Annotated in this window: 34 protein-coding genes and 1 pseudogene; 32 read left to right on the top strand and 3 right to left on the bottom strand. The window is 58.1% G+C overall.

What is annotated here, in order from left to right; all coding sequences use genetic code 11:
• Positions 1 to 159 precede the first annotated feature (159 nt).
• On the bottom strand, positions 160 to 459 hold the full coding sequence (locus BJF89_RS01890) for a hypothetical protein (protein WP_075811787.1): 300 nt from the start codon (positions 457 to 459) through the stop codon (positions 160 to 162).
• Between the two features lie 682 nt (positions 460 to 1,141).
• On the opposite strand from BJF89_RS01890, the gene BJF89_RS01895 reads away from it, so the two are divergent.
• The 4 genes from BJF89_RS01895 to BJF89_RS01910 are packed head-to-tail and all read left to right on the top strand — an operon-like array spanning position 1,142 to position 3,344.
• Positions 1,142 to 1,396: a hypothetical protein gene (locus BJF89_RS01895; protein ID WP_075811789.1), complete on the top strand. Its 255-nt coding sequence runs from the start codon at positions 1,142 to 1,144 to the stop codon at positions 1,394 to 1,396.
• 33 nt (positions 1,397 to 1,429) lie between these two features.
• Positions 1,430 to 2,308, top strand: coding sequence for a ParB/Srx family N-terminal domain-containing protein (locus tag BJF89_RS01900; protein ID WP_075811791.1), 879 nt, complete (start codon positions 1,430 to 1,432; stop codon positions 2,306 to 2,308).
• Complete coding sequence (locus tag BJF89_RS01905; protein ID WP_075811793.1) at positions 2,305 to 3,048, top strand: hypothetical protein; 744 nt, start codon at positions 2,305 to 2,307, stop codon at positions 3,046 to 3,048. Before BJF89_RS01900 ends, BJF89_RS01905 begins: the two co-directional genes overlap by 4 nt.
• Positions 3,045 to 3,344 carry a hypothetical protein gene (locus BJF89_RS01910; protein ID WP_075811795.1) on the top strand — a complete coding sequence of 100 codons (300 nt, stop codon included), beginning with the start codon at positions 3,045 to 3,047 and terminating at the stop codon, positions 3,342 to 3,344. Before BJF89_RS01905 ends, BJF89_RS01910 begins: the two co-directional genes overlap by 4 nt.
• Before the next feature lie 393 nt (positions 3,345 to 3,737).
• Here BJF89_RS01910 and BJF89_RS01920 read toward each other — a convergent pair whose 3' ends face one another.
• Together BJF89_RS01920 and BJF89_RS01925 are read right to left on the bottom strand one after the other, a co-directional pair.
• The gene (locus BJF89_RS01920; RefSeq protein ID WP_075811799.1) at positions 3,738 to 3,995 is read right to left on the bottom strand and encodes a hypothetical protein; all 258 of its coding nucleotides are present in this window, start codon (positions 3,993 to 3,995) and stop codon (positions 3,738 to 3,740) included.
• A 225-nt stretch (positions 3,996 to 4,220) separates the two neighbouring features.
• Positions 4,221 to 4,439 (bottom strand): hypothetical protein, encoded by a 219-nt coding sequence (locus BJF89_RS01925; RefSeq protein ID WP_075811801.1) that lies wholly within the window; start codon positions 4,437 to 4,439, stop codon positions 4,221 to 4,223.
• Positions 4,440 to 4,531: 92 nt separating this feature from the next.
• Here BJF89_RS01925 and BJF89_RS19900 point away from each other — a divergent pair, with 92 nt between their 5' ends.
• The 28 genes and pseudogenes from BJF89_RS19900 (at position 4,532) to BJF89_RS02060 (ending at position 17,008) form a co-directional block, all read left to right on the top strand.
• Positions 4,532 to 4,753 (top strand): hypothetical protein, encoded by a 222-nt coding sequence (locus tag BJF89_RS19900; protein WP_369803625.1) that lies wholly within the window; start codon positions 4,532 to 4,534, stop codon positions 4,751 to 4,753.
• Complete coding sequence (locus BJF89_RS01935; RefSeq protein WP_187344664.1) at positions 4,660 to 5,394, top strand: hypothetical protein; 735 nt, start codon at positions 4,660 to 4,662, stop codon at positions 5,392 to 5,394. Before BJF89_RS19900 ends, BJF89_RS01935 begins: the two co-directional genes overlap by 94 nt.
• Positions 5,391 to 5,972 carry an ERF family protein gene (locus BJF89_RS01940; RefSeq protein ID WP_075811807.1) on the top strand — a complete coding sequence of 194 codons (582 nt, stop codon included), beginning with the start codon at positions 5,391 to 5,393 and terminating at the stop codon, positions 5,970 to 5,972. Before BJF89_RS01935 ends, BJF89_RS01940 begins: the two co-directional genes overlap by 4 nt.
• Positions 5,972 to 6,319: a hypothetical protein gene (locus tag BJF89_RS01945; RefSeq protein WP_075811809.1), complete on the top strand. Its 348-nt coding sequence runs from the start codon at positions 5,972 to 5,974 to the stop codon at positions 6,317 to 6,319. Before BJF89_RS01940 ends, BJF89_RS01945 begins: the two co-directional genes overlap by 1 nt.
• Positions 6,320 to 6,325: 6 nt before the next feature.
• On the top strand, positions 6,326 to 6,739 hold the full coding sequence (locus BJF89_RS01950; protein WP_075811811.1) for a hypothetical protein: 414 nt from the start codon (positions 6,326 to 6,328) through the stop codon (positions 6,737 to 6,739).
• 102 nt (positions 6,740 to 6,841) lie between these two features.
• Positions 6,842 to 7,012, top strand: a complete 171-nt coding sequence (locus BJF89_RS18775) for a hypothetical protein (RefSeq protein WP_158026019.1) — start codon at positions 6,842 to 6,844, stop codon at positions 7,010 to 7,012.
• 563 nt (positions 7,013 to 7,575) lie between these two features.
• Complete coding sequence (locus BJF89_RS01970) at positions 7,576 to 7,764, top strand: hypothetical protein (protein ID WP_075811818.1); 189 nt, start codon at positions 7,576 to 7,578, stop codon at positions 7,762 to 7,764.
• A 280-nt stretch (positions 7,765 to 8,044) separates the two neighbouring features.
• Entirely contained in the window at positions 8,045 to 8,317 is a 273-nt protein-coding gene (locus BJF89_RS01975; RefSeq protein WP_075811819.1) for a hypothetical protein, read from the top strand.
• A 113-nt stretch (positions 8,318 to 8,430) separates the two neighbouring features.
• Positions 8,431 to 8,664 (top strand): hypothetical protein, encoded by a 234-nt coding sequence (locus BJF89_RS01980; RefSeq protein WP_075811820.1) that lies wholly within the window; start codon positions 8,431 to 8,433, stop codon positions 8,662 to 8,664.
• 46 nt (positions 8,665 to 8,710) lie between these two features.
• Positions 8,711 to 9,007, top strand: coding sequence for a helix-turn-helix domain-containing protein (locus BJF89_RS01985; protein WP_075811821.1), 297 nt, complete (start codon positions 8,711 to 8,713; stop codon positions 9,005 to 9,007).
• Positions 9,008 to 9,322: 315 nt separating this feature from the next.
• Positions 9,323 to 9,451: a hypothetical protein gene (locus tag BJF89_RS19245; protein ID WP_255372448.1), complete on the top strand. Its 129-nt coding sequence runs from the start codon at positions 9,323 to 9,325 to the stop codon at positions 9,449 to 9,451.
• Complete coding sequence (locus BJF89_RS01990; protein ID WP_075811822.1) at positions 9,448 to 9,747, top strand: hypothetical protein; 300 nt, start codon at positions 9,448 to 9,450, stop codon at positions 9,745 to 9,747. The genes BJF89_RS19245 and BJF89_RS01990 overlap by 4 nt, the downstream gene beginning before the upstream one ends.
• Entirely contained in the window at positions 9,744 to 10,100 is a 357-nt protein-coding gene (locus BJF89_RS18395; protein ID WP_139311835.1) for a hypothetical protein, read from the top strand. The genes BJF89_RS01990 and BJF89_RS18395 overlap by 4 nt, the downstream gene beginning before the upstream one ends.
• A gap of 135 nt (positions 10,101 to 10,235) precedes the next feature.
• Entirely contained in the window at positions 10,236 to 10,643 is a 408-nt protein-coding gene (locus BJF89_RS02000) for a single-stranded DNA-binding protein (RefSeq protein ID WP_075811824.1), read from the top strand.
• Positions 10,644 to 10,749: 106 nt separating this feature from the next.
• Positions 10,750 to 10,944 carry a hypothetical protein gene (locus BJF89_RS18400; RefSeq protein WP_139311836.1) on the top strand — a complete coding sequence of 65 codons (195 nt, stop codon included), beginning with the start codon at positions 10,750 to 10,752 and terminating at the stop codon, positions 10,942 to 10,944.
• A complete protein-coding gene (locus BJF89_RS02010; protein ID WP_075811826.1) occupies positions 10,941 to 11,204 on the top strand; it encodes a glutaredoxin family protein in 264 nt (87 codons plus the stop codon). Before BJF89_RS18400 ends, BJF89_RS02010 begins: the two co-directional genes overlap by 4 nt.
• Entirely contained in the window at positions 11,197 to 11,931 is a 735-nt protein-coding gene (locus BJF89_RS02015; RefSeq protein ID WP_075811827.1) for a hypothetical protein, read from the top strand. The genes BJF89_RS02010 and BJF89_RS02015 overlap by 8 nt, the downstream gene beginning before the upstream one ends.
• Entirely contained in the window at positions 11,928 to 12,206 is a 279-nt protein-coding gene (locus BJF89_RS02020) for a hypothetical protein (protein ID WP_139311837.1), read from the top strand. The genes BJF89_RS02015 and BJF89_RS02020 overlap by 4 nt, the downstream gene beginning before the upstream one ends.
• Entirely contained in the window at positions 12,203 to 12,394 is a 192-nt protein-coding gene (locus tag BJF89_RS02025) for a hypothetical protein (protein WP_075811829.1), read from the top strand. The genes BJF89_RS02020 and BJF89_RS02025 overlap by 4 nt, the downstream gene beginning before the upstream one ends.
• Entirely contained in the window at positions 12,391 to 12,540 is a 150-nt protein-coding gene (locus BJF89_RS18780) for a hypothetical protein (protein WP_158026020.1), read from the top strand. The genes BJF89_RS02025 and BJF89_RS18780 overlap by 4 nt, the downstream gene beginning before the upstream one ends.
• Complete coding sequence (locus tag BJF89_RS02030; protein WP_075811830.1) at positions 12,537 to 12,740, top strand: hypothetical protein; 204 nt, start codon at positions 12,537 to 12,539, stop codon at positions 12,738 to 12,740. Before BJF89_RS18780 ends, BJF89_RS02030 begins: the two co-directional genes overlap by 4 nt.
• Positions 12,733 to 13,029 (top strand): annotated as a pseudogene (locus BJF89_RS19905) (DnaB-like helicase N-terminal domain-containing protein); the annotation flags it as partial. The gene BJF89_RS02030 and the pseudogene BJF89_RS19905, both read left to right, overlap by 8 nt.
• 30 nt (positions 13,030 to 13,059) lie before the next feature.
• Positions 13,060 to 14,040, top strand: coding sequence for a DnaB-like helicase C-terminal domain-containing protein (locus BJF89_RS02035; RefSeq protein ID WP_158026021.1), 981 nt, complete (start codon positions 13,060 to 13,062; stop codon positions 14,038 to 14,040).
• Positions 14,040 to 14,669 (top strand): HNH endonuclease signature motif containing protein, encoded by a 630-nt coding sequence (locus BJF89_RS02040; RefSeq protein WP_075811832.1) that lies wholly within the window; start codon positions 14,040 to 14,042, stop codon positions 14,667 to 14,669. The genes BJF89_RS02035 and BJF89_RS02040 overlap by 1 nt, the downstream gene beginning before the upstream one ends.
• 9 nt (positions 14,670 to 14,678) lie before the next feature.
• Complete coding sequence (gene dut / locus BJF89_RS02045; RefSeq protein ID WP_075811833.1) at positions 14,679 to 15,101, top strand: dUTP diphosphatase; 423 nt, start codon at positions 14,679 to 14,681, stop codon at positions 15,099 to 15,101.
• A 183-nt stretch (positions 15,102 to 15,284) separates the two neighbouring features.
• The gene (locus BJF89_RS02050; RefSeq protein WP_075811834.1) at positions 15,285 to 15,512 is read left to right on the top strand and encodes a hypothetical protein; all 228 of its coding nucleotides are present in this window, start codon (positions 15,285 to 15,287) and stop codon (positions 15,510 to 15,512) included.
• 357 nt (positions 15,513 to 15,869) lie between these two features.
• Positions 15,870 to 16,634, top strand: a complete 765-nt coding sequence (locus BJF89_RS02055; protein ID WP_075811835.1) for a hypothetical protein — start codon at positions 15,870 to 15,872, stop codon at positions 16,632 to 16,634.
• A gap of 8 nt (positions 16,635 to 16,642) precedes the next feature.
• On the top strand, positions 16,643 to 17,008 hold the full coding sequence (locus tag BJF89_RS02060) for a DUF3310 domain-containing protein (protein ID WP_075811836.1): 366 nt from the start codon (positions 16,643 to 16,645) through the stop codon (positions 17,006 to 17,008).
• The last annotated feature ends 422 nt before the right edge of the window (positions 17,009 to 17,430 follow it).

Here is a 17,430-nt window from a genome sequence, read left to right on the forward strand (position 1 = left end):
GACCCCCGAACCGGAGAAGATCTGAACATGCCACACCCGTCCCCTACCCTTGCCCCCATAATTGACGAAATCTTGAACCGCATCGCCCTACGTCCCCCCGTGGAGGAGGCTGCACCCCTGTTGCACCTCCTGCGCGACCTTGGCGCCTTGTAGTGACGGCTACTTCCTAATGTCGTCCATGACTTCAGCAAGGACGCGGAGCTTCACTTCCTCTGGGGTCTCCTGGATGAACAAGGATTCGGCGGGGAGGTAGCCCGTCTCAACTAGAGCCACAGCACCATTGGCACCGTATTCGTCGGAGATTTTTAGGACGTGCTGGGGGGAAAGCCGTCCGTTGTGCCGCTCCATGTACTTGCGCAAAGTCGCCTTCGATAGGCCAATGCGGCGTTCTGCTTCGCCTACGGTGACGCCTTCTCCGAGGCTTGCGATCCAGTCTGCGTGATCTTCGTAAAGGTTCATATCTAGCAGTATAAGCGTGTGGTTGCCTTTTGTCACCCATGGGTTGTGGTAATGGGACGGGGGGAGTCAACTTGTCGGCGGGGCGGGGACGGCAAGACGCTCTGAGGTCCCCTGTGGGAGTGGTGTCGCATTGCCATCGCGGAGGTCTTTGGTCAACTTGACGCAAAGTCGTAACACACACGTTGAACTGGGCGTATGCGACAGTAAAAACTTCTTTCAGATCGATGGTTGACAAATATCAACCCATGGTGTTGACTGTGATTCAGCGGCACGGAAGCCACCACCCAGACGGGGACGGAGCGCCGGAGGTTCGCAGGATATTTTCTCAACTTAGCCCCCAGAGGGACGAAGACAACCACCCGGTGTGGACAGAGCAGGAAGCCCGGGCAGGATCGGAGTCGAACCCACGGCGGGACGGACCCCATAGGGGGAAAGACCAGCGTAGATAGATATTTACCGCGCAGGTCCGATAGTTCGAGCGAGGTTGGCGCACACGTGGCGTCGAGTGAATCCCGGGAGGGGGCCTTGCCGTGACGGCTACGGATACCACGCGGGCGGTTAGTACACACCTTGTCATGGGTGTAGGGAAACACGCTCTAGAAGAAGTAAGGGGCCGGACGATACGGCCCCTCGTCTTGGCGGGTGCAGTCCTGAGGAGGGCGGATGGTTCGAGTCCATCGCAATGACGCTGTGCACGTTCCGAGTCTGCCTGGAGGGGCAGGCGGCGGGCACTTGGTTTTTTGTTAGGAAGTATTTCGTGGAGGACTGGACGGAGGCGCAGGCGGACGCCGCTTTCGAGGAGATCAGTAGGCGGGTTCTTGCCTTGGCAGAGGTCGAGGATGACGCGGCGAGGGTCGCGGAAGGGAAGAAGATTGTGAAGATGATTTACGAGACTGAGGCCCGTTGTCAGTGGTCAGGTCTGGACAACAGGCAGTAACCCCACCACCCCAATCAATCAGGAGTTAGTGGCATGTCACTGCCAGTAGGAATCACAGAAGAGATCGGCGGGTATCCGGTTCACCCGGTGGCGTCGATGTTCCCGATGATCGGCGAAGCTGAGCTTCAGCAGCTCGCGGACGACATCAGGGAGAACGGCCAGCACGAGGCGATTGTTCTTGCTCCGTACTACAAGGACAACGCTCGAATCCTTGCCGAGCACGGCATTGAAACAGATGAGTTCGGCGGGTTCATGTCGTTGCCTCCTGAGGTTGAAGCTGAGCTTGAGCCGGATGTTGTGTTGATTGATGGGCGTAACCGCATGGCAGCGTGTCTGCTGGCGGGGGTTGAGCCGATTGTCACGCAGGACATTCCGGGGAACACGTCGGGGAAGGATTCGGATTCTCCGGATTGGGAGCAGTTCGTTACGGCGTGGATCACGTCGGGAAACCTGCATCGTCGTCACCTGTCGAAGGGGCAGTTGGCCGCCATCGCTGTGGAGATTGAGAAGTGGAAAGCGGTCGAAGCGAAGAAGCGACAGGTCGCGGCACAGAACAATGAAGCAGGCCGAGCAGTTGTGGAAAATTTGCCACAACAGGCCAATGCAAGGGCCTCGGATGAGGCGGGCGCGATGCTTGGAGTGTCCGGTCGATCAGTCCGCGACGCGAAGTACGTCGAGCAGACCGACCCCGAGATGTTCGAGAAAATCAAAGCGGGCCAGGTCGCTCCGTCCGCTGCCGCGAAGAAGATCCGTGACGCAGCGAAGCCCGCGCCCACGGAGGCTGAAGTCAAGTCAGCGCGAGAAGCGCTGATCCAGAAAGAAGTTGAGCGCATGTTCAACAAGTACAGCACCCCTGAAGAGAGGACGCTCCTCTCTCACTACTTCCACCTCTACGAAGGAGAAAAAAGGTGAAGAACTACAACCCCGAATACAGGCTCGTGGACGTCTCCATGATGGAACGTCACCCCCTGGTTCAGCGTGACATGCGCGAGTCGCACGTCCGACGCATCATGAAGGACTACAATCCACTGTTCATCAACCCGCTCACGGTGGCCTACACGACGTCCGGGGCGAATCGTCGCTACTGGATCATCGACGGTGGACACACCCACGAAGTGTCGCTCCGAAAGGGTGTGAAGCAGCTGTGGTGCAAGGTCATCAACGTTCACTCCTACGCCGAGATCTCGGAGATCTTCGTCGGGATGAACAAGAACAAGTTGTCGATGAGCGCTGCGGACACTCATCAGATCGAGAGTGACTTCCGTGCAGACTCTGACGCGGCGAACATTGATCGCATCTTCGAGGTGAACGGTATCGCCCGTGAGGACATTGGGGCGTGGCGGACGGTTCACAAGGTGTACGACGAGCTGGGGGATGGCAGGTTCGCTATCTTCGCTGCTCTTCTCGCGGCGGTGAAGGACGGTGGCGCGTCCATTGACATGCCCACGATTCAGGCTCTTCGGTCGGTCGTGAAGAACCGGTCGTACGTCGAGCTGGTTGAGAGTGATATCGCGGAGGTACTGGAGTCGAGTTTCCTGGACATCAAGCAGCGGGCCGGTCACTCGCTTCGGAACCGTAACCTTCATCAGTCGCCGGGGACGTTGGCGCGGTGGATTGAGGATGAGGTTTTTGGTGTGGGTGTTGCCGCATGATTTTTCAGTCTGATGATTACGCCCGGTCGTTGGAGGATCTGACCGAGAGTGAACTTCGCATCGAGGAGCTACGCGCTTACTCGATGGTGGAGTACGACATGCGGAGGAAAGCAGAGGAGACGGACCCTGTGATGCTGCGGAAGGCTCATGGGTTCGCGTGCGAGTCTGCGAAAAAGCTCCTGCTCGTCAGGTGGGCGTTGGAGCACCTGGGCTTGGAGCCGACGTTGTTTGGTTGTGAGTGCGTGGATGAGGGGTCTTCTGAGGAGGTGGAAGATGGTGTGCTCATCGCTGCCTGAGGAGGGCACTGTTGAGAGTACTGGGGTTACACCGTTCGCGCAAGATGATGTGTTTGCCGACCGCTTGTGGAAGGGGGTGTGGCATGGCGAATGATCAGTATATGACGGTGAAGCAGATCGCGGAGTGGCTTTGTTGTTCGGAGAAGACTGTGAACCGTCGTCTTGATGATGGGACGTGGTTGTATTTGCAGCCTGCGGGGCCTAGGGGGACTCGCATGGTGCGGAGGTCGGAGATTTTGAAGTCGGAGAAGCGTGGGTTGTTGTCCTGAGGAGGACTGATGGTTGAGATTGAGTTGAATGATGACAGTGTTGATGTGGCGTTGCCGGACGGGAACCATGTTCTGATTCGTCCGGATGGGCGCATCACAGAGTGGGATGATGGGTATAGCCTGGTCAGGGGGCTTCGAAGTGGAACTCGATGTCCCGAACGCCGGGGATCTTGGCGTGAAGCACTGCTGCGCCGCCTACCACTGAAACGTCAAACGATGCACCCGAATCCAGCGGGCCGTTGAGGTAGTGGGGGTCTGTTGAGTTTTTGATGTTGATGGTGGTTCCACCGATGGGGGAGAAGCCAACGAGGACGAGTTTGTGTCCGCTGGTGTTGGTGAATCGGAAGAGGTTGGGGGCGAGGGGTTCTATTTTCCAGTCCATGTGCTGAGTGTACGTGGGTGTGCCTTGAGGAGGCTGTTGTGTTGGTTGTGTTGATTGTTGGTGCGGTGGTGTCGCTGATGATGCTGCTGGAGAGCATTGATCCGAAGTTGGAGAGGCTGGAGGGCTGATCGTGAGCGCAAGCGAGTCAAGCAGTGCCGGACCGATCGAGTTAAGAGTTGATGATCCGGAGGCGGCTTATCAGGAGTTCAAGCGCCGTTCCGCTGCTCATTCGAGGCGAGAGCCTAGAAGTTCCTCTAAAAATTCTACTCGTCGTCGTACGTCTTCGATTTCGAAGTGCTGGTTGAGGATGGTGTTGAGGAGTTGGGCGCGGTTTGGGCCGTCTTCTTGGAGTAGGTAGCCCGCTTGGACTTGGATTTCTTGGAACTCCGGTTTGCCGGTGTGGTCTCCGTTGATGAAGTCGATGTGGTTGAAGAGGTTGGCCATGGTGAGGAGTGTAGTTGGGTTTCGTTGAGCTGCCCTACACGGGCGAGGAGGAGTGGTTGCGTCAGCGTAGGTCGGTTGTGACTGCGACGGACGTGGCGAAGATCAAGGCAGGTTCGGATAGGGCGTTCGCTTCACTGTGGAGGGAGAAGCGGTCGCCTTCGACGTTCCGGGGTAACAGGTTCACTAAGCACGGCAAGGATCGGGAGCCGGTCATTGCGACATGCTGTCGGAGGACTACCCGTGGCTGCGCCCGAATCGGTCACTGCTTGTCAGTGAGGATGACCCCAGGTTTGGCGCGACCCCTGACATGGTGAGTGACGACGGCCTGGTGTTGGGCGAGATTAAGACGCGCAAGGTGTCAGACGACAAGGACGAGTGGTTGTCGTGGGCTGACGTGTGCGCTGATCAGACCGGCAAGAAGTACGCCTGTCAGGTCGCGTGGCAGTTGTTCGTGACCGGGGCGGAGCGGTGCGTGTTCGCTGTGGAGCACTGGTCGGATGAGGACGGTTGGGCGGATCTTCACCCGTTGCGCGTGTTCGACGTGGAGCGGGATGAGGCGCTGATTGCGGAGTTGCGTGATGTGGCTGAGCGGTTCCTTGCGTTCACCCCGCCGGAGCTTGTGCAGGGTGATCAGTCTGATTTTGAGGCTATGGCTGTGGCGCGGGCGTTGGCGGAGGAGGAGTCTGCTATCGCCTTGTTGCGTGCTGAGTTGCGTGAGCGTGAGAAGGCTCGGGCGGCGTTGCAGGCTGACCTGTTGGACGTGGTTGGTTCGTCTGCCCGGTCGGTTGATTATGGCGGGTTTGTGGTTGAGGTGTCGCCTGGGCGTCGGTCGCGGTCGTTCGACCGGAAGTCGTGGGAGGCGGACAACGCCGATGACCCTGCCCTGTTGGCGAAGTACATGGTCGAGAAGGACGGTGCGCCGAGCGTGAAGGTGCTAGAGAAGGAGAACGAGTGACGGAGAAGATGAACGTTGACGAGGCGATCACCGCTGTGATGCGGGATGTGACTCACCTCGGGAAGAACCAGAAGAACAGTCACCAGGGGTTCAACTTCCGTGGCATTGACGACGTTATGAACATCGTTGGACCGTCGATGCGCAAGCATGGACTGAAGACGTACACCCGCGTCCTCGACAAGGAGACCGGGGAGAAGCCGACTAAGAACAGTGTCGCCAAGACGGTGGATCTCACGGTTGAGGTCGTTTGGCGCGGTCCTGATGGTTCGGAGATCGTGTCGAGTGTCGCTGCGGAGTCATTTGATTCTGGTGACAAGGCTACGACGAAGGCGATGTCTGTGGCGTTGCGTACGTCGTACTTGCAGACGTTGTGCCTTCCTACGAACGAGCCGGACCCGGATTCGTTCTCGTACAACATCGTCGATGATGGCGCGAAGAAGGAATTCTTGGATCGCCTGTACAAGATTACTGACATTGATCGTGTTCGGAAGATGGAGGCTCAGGCGATCCAGGCTGGGGCTAAGGATGAGTGGACGGCTTATGGGATCAGTCTTGTGAATAAGTCGAAGGAGGGTTGATGGATGAGCCGCTGAATCCTGTGCAGATCGAGGCTCACCTCACGGAGCTTGTCACCAGGATCTCACGCGGAATCCGCATCACGTCGGATCGTTACGCGGAGTTCATGGAGGCGGACAGGCTTCTTGACCAGGCGCAGGCGCGGGCGTATCTCGCTGCCGAGGGGCCGGTGAAGGAGCGTGAGGCGAAGGTTGAGCTGGAGACCGCTGAGGAGCGTGAGCGTCGGGACGTGGCGGAGGCTGCGTATAAGCATGCTGATCGTTTGAGTAAGGCACTTGACTTGGAGGTGAGGACTTTCCAAAGCCTCGGGGCGAGTGTGCGAGTGGCGTATGGAAACGCCGGGAGGTAGGAGAGTATGGCAACGGATAATGGTCGGATCAAGGCTGCTTTGAAGAGTATTGATGCTGTCGAGTTTGATGGCGCGGAGAAGGCTGCTGCTTTGGCGGCGTTGAGGAAGCTGGACGGCGCGGAGGGACGGAGTAGAGGCGCTAGCCTCCAGAACGTTGATGAGCTCGTTGACAGGGCACGCGAGTTTATTGCGTGGGCGGAACGAGTTAAGAAGGAAACTGGCGCGCTGGATAATGGAACCGCACGGTACCTCCATACCTTTGACGATTATGAACGTGCTCGCATGTACACGGTGGTTATTGGACCCGGCGAGAATGAGTGCTGGTGCAAGGATGCCTACGGGCGATGGAATGGCGTGTCGGGAAAACTTGCGACTTCTCGTGCCCTTAGCGGCATTTCGCGCAAAGTGGATAGGGAGTGACCTGTGAGTCGGATTGTTCAGGAAAGGCCGTCTCGCGGGCTGTTGGCCCGCATTGTGGACGTGTGGGGTCGTAAGCCTCGGCAGTGGACGAAGGTTCATGCGATGCCGGATGGGGAGATCCTTGTCGAGCAGCGTACGGAGGGCGACCGGACGCACTATGTGACGTTGGATAAGCGGATGGTGGATCGCCTGTCGGGGAACCTGTCGTTGCTGCGTGAGCACGCGCACAATCTTGGCCGGTTGCAGACGTGGGAGTTGGAGGAGGTCGCATGACCGCGCACAGGGACGACATCATCAAATTCACGATGGAGTTCCACAACAACGCCATCGATGGAACGCGGCTGCTGGACCCTGAGACGCAACGGTTGTATGTGCGGAAGTGGTCATCGTGGCTGAGATATGAGCCGGGTGCCCGTGCCCCTTCACAGTGCTTCGCCAGAAACATGGTGGGGCACTGTTTCTACTTGTATGGGGGTGTTCCGTCTGCCGCGTAAACGGATGCCGGAGAGCGTGTACCGGGCGGTGATGGGCCGGGCGGAGGGCATGGCGCCGGAGCCGGAGTGTGAGGCCATCGTGGATTGGTTGGAGTGCGCAGGGCGTGCCCACCATTGGCACCACCGTGTTTTGCGGTCACAGGGCGGCGAGCACACGGTTCCGAACGGACTAGGTGTCTGTGACCCCTGTCATCGCGCTATCCATGCCGACACTGCCCGGGCGTATGACAACGGGTGGCTTGTTCATGGTTGGGATTCGCCGGTGTTGACGCCGGTGTTGCGTCGGGGTGTGTGGTCGATGTTGTTGGAGAACGGGGCGGTTATCGAATGCGAGGAGGATAGATGAGAAAGAAAACAGTTGAAGTGTACGCAGATGAGGGCCTGTATGTCAGCATCAACGACCACTATGTGGAGGCGATGAGCGCGAGGGAGGACGATCTTGATCCTGTCACTGCTGTCAACATGACATGGCCTGAATGGGATGCGGTTGTTGCCGCTGTTGAGGCCCGCCGCGAGGAGGTGCAGGGATGAACGGTAGTACGCCACGCATCTTTAGAACGATGGAAGACTTCAGCGGCGGAATGCCGAGATATGTGACCGATGAGGAAGGTCGAGTCCACAAGCGCAGAACTCTTTCGCCTGACTCCGTTGGATACGAACTTCTCGAATATGATCCCGAAGATGGCGGTGTAATTTCTGGTGCGAACTACCCTATTCCGGCAGTTTACATGCTACAGGCGGGGCCACTGACGGAGGTTCTGGGGATCGAGGATAGGCGTCCAGCTACAGTCGAAGATTTGAGGTGTTGGGGATGAGAGACGTTGCTGTGTACATGGATCAGCACGACAACGGGCAATCCCTCGAAGCGATCAGCGGAGCGGTGCTAGACGATCATGTGCTGTTGGAGTACTCATACTGGCCGCACGACGACAGCACGGAGTTCGGTTGGTCTCACAGGTTCACGTGGGAGCAGTGGGATGAGCTTGTGGCTGGGGTTGAGGAGTTCCGGGATTATGTGCCGGAGCCGTTGTCGTGGCGTGAGCGTGCAGCGGAGACTGTGAGGCGGTGGTTCACGGGTGCGTGACGTGTGGGATGACCTGTACGACGACGCGGAATTGGCGGAGGCCATGCGTCAATGGTCAGCCCGAAAGATGAGTACTATCCAGGGGGAACGTACACCACCTAGAGAGGACGGCAATGACCAAGAAGATAGACGACGACCAGGGATCTGACCTGGAAGAAGTAGCGTGGTTCATCATGGAGAACATCGCAGGAAAGCAAGCAGGCAATCCGCTCTCACATGACCCGACCGCCGAATGGCTAGCAAACTACGTTCTGCGCAACGCCGGAGACGAGTCGATCCACGCGATGTGGCACGAGTTCCAGGAGCACGTCCGCGAGCAGCGCCACGAGTCACGGGAGGAGAAGTGACTGCTTGACGGCTGACATTGAAGCAAGAACACGGCACTACACCGTCGTGTACCACGATGTTCTAGAAGCTATCCCCACGGCTAACGCTGTTTGCCTGTACTTGATCTTGTTGAAGTTTGCTGACAACAAGACCAGGACGGCTCACCCGTCCAGGGCGACGTTGGCGAAGATGATGGGGTACAAGTCGCCTCAGGTGGCGGACAAGGCCGTAGAGGTCCTGGAGTCACTGGGGTTGGTGACGGTGTTTCCCCGGTATCGGGACGAGGATGGGAACGTGTCTCGGCACCGGGATGAGAGGTTTCGTGAGCGCACGTCGAACGGCTATGTGTCTACGACGAGTTGATGCAACCGAAGAAAATGAGGGGGGTTATACGCGCACACGGTAGACCCCCCTACGTCTACGCGTAGTACCCCTATACGTGTAGACGGAGAGGAACTATTACCCAAGGGAACTACTACCCAAGGGAACTTAGAGTGTGCATCGGAAGATCTTTTCGATGAGTTCTGGAGGGCGTTCCCGCGCAAGGAGGGGAAGAAGCCTGCGAAGGCTGCTTGGGACAAGGCGGTGAAGCGTTCTGATCCGTCGAAGATTGTCGGGGCCGCTCGTGCGTACGCGGATCTGTGCCGGTCTCGGGGAACACCCCGGACGAAGGTGAAGATGGCGCAGGGGTGGTTGAACGATGACCGGTTCGAGGATGAGTTCGTGTCTGAGACGGTGGCTTCGTCTTGGTTGGATGTGGTTGAGGGTTCGGTGGTGGATGGTGATGTGGTGAAGGAGCTGACGTGAACGATGAGATTTCCCCGGAGCTGTGGAAGCGGATCTCTTGGGCTATCAGTGCCGCGAGCGTGAATCGGCACGAGTGGAACCTGTTGCAGGCGGACTGCCACAAGCGCAACTGCGCCTGCCAGGCACATCAGAACGGCGACCCTGAGGAAGCGCTCGCACTAGTGCAGGAAGCTGTGCGGGAATCCATCTACGACGAGCTGAGGTTTCAGATGGTGACTGAGCCGAATGTTGAGAGCTATCGACTCAGCCCCGTTGTTATTCAGCAGATAAAGAAGCAACTGGAGGATATCAAGTGACCGACTGGACGCGTCTAGCGGCGCACGTCCTCGAAAAAGGCGCAACACTCGCCCCCGACAAGTTCCCCCAACCATCACAGCAAGCCGCACAAGCATGGGGCGAAGCACTGTCACAGGTGCCTGTCCCGGTGCAGGTGTGGCCGGAGGCTGTGACGTGGTGGGCGTTGAACCGGTCGAAGTGGGGGAAGGTCACGCCGCAGGATTTGAAAGAGGCTGCTTTGACGGTGTTGTCGAAGTGGGAGTCTGATCCTCGGAAGCGACGGCAGTTGGAGAGGATTCGCGAGTTACGACAGGAGGAGCGGGATCAACGGATCGGGTTGATTGTTGGTGGAGAGCGTAGGGCGTTGGAATAGCGTCTAGGCGTCCCGCTGAGGGAAGAAAACGTGCCGCGTGAGCAACTTATGCCACGCGGCTTTTTGATGCGCTCTCAGAGCGTTACAGGACAGAAGAACATACCGCGCTTACACAAGCGCAGAAAAGAGACACACATGGCATTGCCGAACATCACCATCTCGAACGGAACCCTCGTCGCAGACCCGGAAACCCGCGACGCCAACGGCAAGACGGTCGTCAGCTTCCGAGTCGCCACGAACAGTCGCCGGAAGAACCAGCAGGGCGAGTGGGAGAACGCCGACAGCACGTTCCTCAACGTCACCGCGTGGGAAGGGCTGGGGGAGAACGTCGCCGCACAGTTCAGCAAGGGCGACAAGGTGAACGTGACAGGTCGCCTGAAGCAGCGGGATGTGGAGAAGGACGGGCAGAAGCGCACGTTCTATGACGTGACGGCGGATGAGGTTGCGGCCCCGGTGTCGCGGTTCAACGACGGTGGGCAGAAGTCGGGCGGCTTCGGCGGGGCCCCTGCCGCTGACCCATTCAACGAACAGACGCCGTTCTGACGGCCTGAACGGCGTTAGGTAAGCAACTACGCCCGGGGCGGGAAAAGTCCGTCAGTGGCGCAATGAGCGCTAATACGGCACGCCCTGGGGCACGAGGAGGAGAACGGTGGGCCGCTGGAGAAACCTGCTAGCGAAAATCGCCGCGAACTGGATACTCAACCACATCGCAACACCCTGGTACCGCGACAGAGTATCCGGATACATCCAGTACGGAATGAACGCCGCAGCACGGGACGAAAAAGAGGGCATCCCCGCACCAGAGCACTGGACAACCTACGTCGACACGGAGGAGAACGCTTGAACATCAACAACGGCGTCACGCTGTACACGAAAGACAACTGCCCAAACTGCACGAAAATGAAACGCGCACTCGACACAAAGAACGTGCCCTACACGGAAGTGACAATCACCCCGAACATCGCAACGTGGGCGAAGAGTGAGGGGCTGTTGCAGGCCCCCATCCTCGCCATCAACACCGGCACATCCGAGTACCTGTCGGGCGGGTTTGATCGGTACGGGGTCACGTTCGCTGCGGAACACTTCGGAGGAGACAATGACTGATAAGCACGATCAATCAATCATTCATGCGCAGGAACGGAAGATCGAAGAACTGCACCGTGATCGATCGGACGGTTGGGATCAGATCGCTGTTCAAGATGACGCGATCAAATGGCTGAGACATGAGTCTCGACAGTTGCGATTGGACAACATCAACCTCAGGTCAGAGCGTGACGAGTTCCAGAACGAGATGATCAGTTCGGAGCGGAAGCAGGCGAAGCTGGAAGCCGAGGTGGATCGGCTAACCAGAATCATCAAGGATCACCCCGATAGTGAGTTTATTTTCGCGCCCGGCGGAGTCATCGGTAAAAGGGCGAAGGAGAACCTAGACCGCATGAACCTGCCTGCCTCCGCCGACGTGCCGAAGGGTCAGCCGTACCTCGTGGACGTGGAGGGTGAGAATGAGCACCTACTCGGGTTGCGAAACAGTGGCGAACCCCACCCGTGGGAGACGTTCAGCCTCAACACTCTGGGCTCCGGGGGGTGGTGCTCCGACACTGACATCACCCTCGTCTCGCGCCTGGTGCCGGACACGCGCCGCGTGATCGACAAGGCGGAGGGCCTGGACAAGCTGCCAAAGAGTTCCGTCGTGCTCGACAAGAACAAGGCCTCATCCCAGAAGATAGGCCCCAGCTATTGGGAGTACGGATACGACGAGCTCACTTCTGAAGAGTTGATTGATCGCTACGGCCCGGTGACCGTGATCCACGAACCGGAGGCGGATGAATGAGTCGAATTGAATCATGCATGGGAGACCAGTTCGACCAGGTCGGCAACCTCCCCGAAGAAGCACGCGAACTGTACGACAACCTCTACATCGTCACGGAAGTGGATGAGAAGGCACTTACCTCACGAGTTGTTGGAGTTCGGTTCGACAAGGACAACAGCATCATGGGCGAAGACGACTTCATGTCGATGGAGGAACTTCCCCTGTTCATCATGGGCTGGATGTACGGAGCCGGACTAGGGGACTACATCAAGAAGAAGTACGAGGAGGAAGCGTGAACGCAGCAGCAATCGTCTTACTCTTCACCATCGGCCTCGCAGCATGGGCAGGGATCACCTACTTCGGATTCGTGCCCCTGCTCGAAGCCCTGTCCGGGAATGACGTCCCGTTCTGGCCGACGTTCCTCTCAGCGGTGCTTGTTGCGGGGTGGATGCAGGTGAAGTGGGAACAGAAGGAGAACCGATGAACTGGGAACTTGGCGACATCTACGACGACGGTTCACGGGGAATCCTTGAGGGCGGTGACCTTGTAGGGGTTATCCAGCTCACGGATACCAGTCGTGAGCACATGATCATTGATGCCTTGAATGCTTTTCTGGAGGGTGCACGATGAACTGGGATGCAGTATTCATCACGCTAGGTTCAGTAAGCCTCATAGTAGCTGGGCTACTTCTAGTGATCGGGCCGCTTTTCATCGAAGAAAACCTTCGATCCGAGGATAGGAAGAACGCATACTGCAAGGGGGCGGTGGTAGTCCCCACGCTCATAATCGCCGGGGCACTGCTCCTCGGGCTGGGGGTGCCAACTGGATAAGCTCAAACACAAAGCAGAACGAGCCGTCATCGGAGGATGCCTACGTACCCCCGACATTATCCCCGAAACCCTCACCCACACAAGCCCCGCAGACTTCGGAAACGCCGTCTACCGGGGCTTCTTTGATGCCATCGTCGAGGGCTACAACGCGGGCAAAGTCACCAACGAACTCAGCGGCCAGAACTACGTCATGGAAAAGGGCCTACTCGGCAGTAGCGCCCTAGCTGAGGCGTGGGGTGACATCATCCGAGAAGCACCCCTACCCGCTACGGTCAGCCTCCACGCACACCATGTGCATGAGAACGCTATCCGTCGGCGGTTGGAGCAGGCGGAGCAGAAGTTCCACGACGCTCACCGTGAAGGCCGATCATTGGCGGAACTGCGGCAGTACGCGCAGGAACTGGTGGACGCGGCGGAGGATGACGCGGCGACGGACGCTAGACGTATCGGAGACACCCTCGATCAACTGTTGGACGAGATCAGTGCCCGGGGTGATGGGGAGATGCCTGACTTTATCCCCACTGGCTTCCGGGATCTTGATGAACTGTTGAACGGCGGGTTGAAGGCGGGGCAGATGGTGATCGTCGCCGCCCGCCCCGGGGTTGGTAAGTCCACGCTCGCGCTCGACATCATGCGGGAAATGAGCATCAGGCGCGGCGAACCAAGCCTGCTGTTCAGCCTCGAGATGACCGAGGACGAGGTACAGGAACGCGCGCTGTCCGCAGAAGCGCAGGTGAAGATCGGGTGCGTGAAGTCCGGCAACATGTCCGAAGCAGAGTGGGGCAGGGTCGCCGCAGCACGCGACACCCTCACGGAAGCGCCGTTGTGGGTGGACGACAACCCTGAGCTGACGATGGTGGACATCACCGCGAAAGCGAAGCTCGCGGTCCGGCATCACGGTGTGCGGCTGATCGCTATCGACTACCTCCAGTTGTTGAAGTCGGGAGTGAAGGAAGAATCCCGGCAGCAGGAAGTGTCGTCATTCAGCCGTCAGATCAAACTCCTGGCGAAGTCGTGCAAGATACCTGTCATCGCCGTGGCACAGCTGAACCGTGGCGTGGAGCAGCGCGGGGAAGACGCAATGCCAAAGCCTTCCGACCTGCGCGAATCAGGCTCGCTCGAAATGGATGCCGATGTTGTGCTCCTTCTGAACAGGCCCGACGCGCAAAACAAGGACCATGAGAAGGCTGGGGAAACAACGATCATCGTGGGCAAGAACCGAGGCGGAGCGACGGGGACCGTGACAGTCGCAAACCAACTTCATTTTTCTAGATTTGTTGACATGAGACAGGAGGTTTAATGGAGAGAATCCCAGTTCCGACTTGGGAAGGTGAATATTCAGTAGACGCAAACGGGGAAGTATGGTCCGAAGCGAAACGCGTTGAGGGAAAGAATGGCACGCACAGAACGCTAAAGGCGAAGCCGCTTAAGAAATGCCTGGCGAAGAATGGGTACTGGCAGGTTGGGATTAGAAACGCGACTCGGGGAAGGAAGACCTATGAAGTTCACCGCGTCGTTGCGTGGGCGCACTACGGGGAGTGCCCTGACGGCATGCAGGTTAGGCACCTCGACGGAAACAAGCTAAACAACCGTCCAGAAAATCTCCGGTATGGGACGCAGGCTGAAAATAATAACGACAAGAAAATCCACGGAACAGACCACTACGCTAGCCGTGACCATTGCGACTACGGCCATTTCTATATTCCAGGCAGCTTCTCGCAGAAGGAGTTTCTAAAGGATGGCAGCAGATTCTGTGTCCCCTGTAACCGTGCACGGGGTTGGATACGCAATCATCCTGAGTTCGCTGAACATTTTGAAGAAATCTCGGACTTGTACTACATGGAGATCAAAGAAGAGTTGTATTCGGGAAAACGTAATCGTACCGAAAGAATCCTAGAACACCTACATCGTCCTGGATTGGCAGCGTAAGGAGACACACTGAACATCAACATCATCGCGGACGACAACCACGCGCCCATCCGGCAGCACTCCACAGACGCCGGGGCTGACCTCAAAGCCGCCGAGAACACCGTCATACTCCCCGGATACGCGGAACTCATCACAACCGGCGTGAAGGTCGCAATCCCGCCGGGGTATGTCGGGTACGTGTACTCACGTTCGGGCCTGTCGGCACGGCGGCGAGTGCGGGTAGCGAACGGCGTGGGCGTCATCGACTCTGACTATCGCGGGGAGTTGAAGGTGCAGCTTGAAAACGCGGGCGACCAACCCTTCGAAGTGACAGACGGTGACCGCATCGCACAGCTCGTCATCCAGAAGGTAGAACTCCCCACCTTCACCCGTGTCACCACCCTCGAAGCAACCGGCAGAGGCGAAGGAGGCCACGGGTCAACCGGAACATAAAACACCCACCCGAACACTGGGTGATCGACATGCTCAACTACGGCAAACCCCTAGGACTAGCCACGTTGAAAGCGTGCGTGGAGGAACACCACAAACCGCAAATCCCGGACATCATGGACCGTCTTGTCGAGGAGGGCAAGGCGGTTCGACTACGTAAAGACCTATACCAAGCAGTGGAGAGCAATGGCAGACCTTGAATCACTACGGCACCTAGCCGCACCCAAATACCGCAACACCCTCGAATGGTGGGGATCGTTCACCGAGGAGGAACAGGAACTCCTGTCACAGGTGATCCTCAACAACCCAGCACCCACGGTCGTGGATGCGCTGCGGGAGAACGCGGACTACCCGTTCAGTATCACATCACTCAAAGCGCTACGCGAGACCCTGCGGAAGGACATGAATGGCTGATCTTGACAAGTTGAAAGCGTTGACCACGCCGCCTGCCCCGTCGGGTTGGACGCCGGGCGTGCAGTGGGACGGGGAGACGGGCAGCGTCACCACGTATCCGCGTGAGGATGCGGAAGCGCCCCGAAACGAACAGTGGGATAGCGTTCTCGAACGTTTCGGCCTGGACCCGCAGCGGTACATGGTGGACGGACCTGTCAGACACAGTGCTTGGGATGTGCCGGGGCACGGCATCCAGCACGCGCACAAAGCGCGGATCGTGGAGCGCCCTGAACGCCGCTTCGACATCGAAGACCTGTTGGACGCGGTGTACGCGGACCCGGACTATCCGGACAATCCCCGGAGTGGTGGCGCACCATCATGCTCAGTGACACCCACATCGGCAAGTCGCTGGAAGACGGCGGCGGAACCGACATCATCATCAGCAGGTGGAAGAACAGTGTGGACCGGGCGTTGGAGGACGGCCCGTTCGAGGGCATCAACCTCGTAATCGGAGGTGACCTCATCGAGGGGTACGTCTCACAGCACGGGAAGAACATCGGCGGCTGCGACCTCACCCTCACCGAGCAGATCCGCGTCGCGTCACACATGGTGTCCGACACGATCCAGCAGTGCCTAGGCGCAGCGGAAGAGGTCGTTGTTGCCGCTGTACCGGGGAATCACGGGGAAAGTACCCGCGTGGCGAACGTGTCCATGACGGACTCGCATGATCTTCAGATCGTCAACAACGTGCAGCAGGCACTAGAACTCGCCCGACTGTCGGACCGTGTGAGCTTCTACTACCCCGAGCCGAACACTGGCGACGTGACCTACACGGCAGGGGACTTGACCTACACCGTGGTGCACGGGCACCGGTTCAGCGGCGGGCCTGTCAACGGCGCGGAGCGTTGGTGGTCGGGTCAGATCACGAACGACCGGCCACCAGCATCAGCAGATGTGCTGTTGTTTGGCCATTTTCACGGGATGCGGGCGTGGTCGTACACGGCACGACGGTGGATCATGTGCGCCCCCGCGCTTGAAACCCAGTCAACGTGGTTCGCCAACAGTACTGGCGCGACCGGCAACCCGGGCGTCCTCATCTTCGATGATCTGGACGGACAACCCGCAAACATCAGCATCGTCTAGGAGGGCGCATGGAAGAAAAAATCAATCCCCAACACTACAAAAGGAAGAACATTGAAGCAATCGAGGTAATTGAATCATTCTTTCCCGAGTCACCGCACTTGGCGAATGCTTTTAAATATTTGAGCAGGATGGGGCGTAAAGATAGTGAAAAAGAAGAATGCGGAAAGGCAATTTGGTATATTCTGCGCTACCTTCACGCTACAGGCCAGGGGCACCCGGATGTCGGTGAATTCATAAAGCTCCTCGGCTACGAAAATGGGGCGATTGTCGTAGATCGGTCGGGCGTAGGTGAGTGTCGGTATGAAGTAAACGGATCTCGCGGAGATTACATAGAACTTAGCTCTGCAATGTCGTCGGTTCGTATATATGACTGACCCCGTCAACGAGTTATACGACAACGCACATAAAACACACCGCCGCGACTACGAGGTCACGGCGGTTTTTCATGTCGCAGCCCCCACATGGGAAGAAGCTATCCGCATTGCGCAGGATGATGTTCACGCGGGGGAGTGGGACGCGAACTAGGCACTGGGCGCGAGCCGCACTGCCGAGGAGGAGAGAAGTGACCCCTGAGCAGGAGGCGTTCGCACGACACTGCGGGCGCGAAGACCGAAACACCGAGTACCGGCAGGACGAGCAAGACATGCGTGCTGCTGGATACCGCTACAAGCCTGGTGCTTACGGCGGGTATTACCGCACTTACCGAGAGGACGAAGGATGACCGAGATGATGCCTAATGGTGGTCCTATTTATGTGTACATCAACGGCCGAAGCGTGGGACAGGCTACGAACGTGG

The organism is Corynebacterium sp. CNJ-954 (genome assembly GCF_001942345.1).
GTDB lineage: Bacteria > Actinomycetota > Actinomycetes > Mycobacteriales > Mycobacteriaceae > Corynebacterium.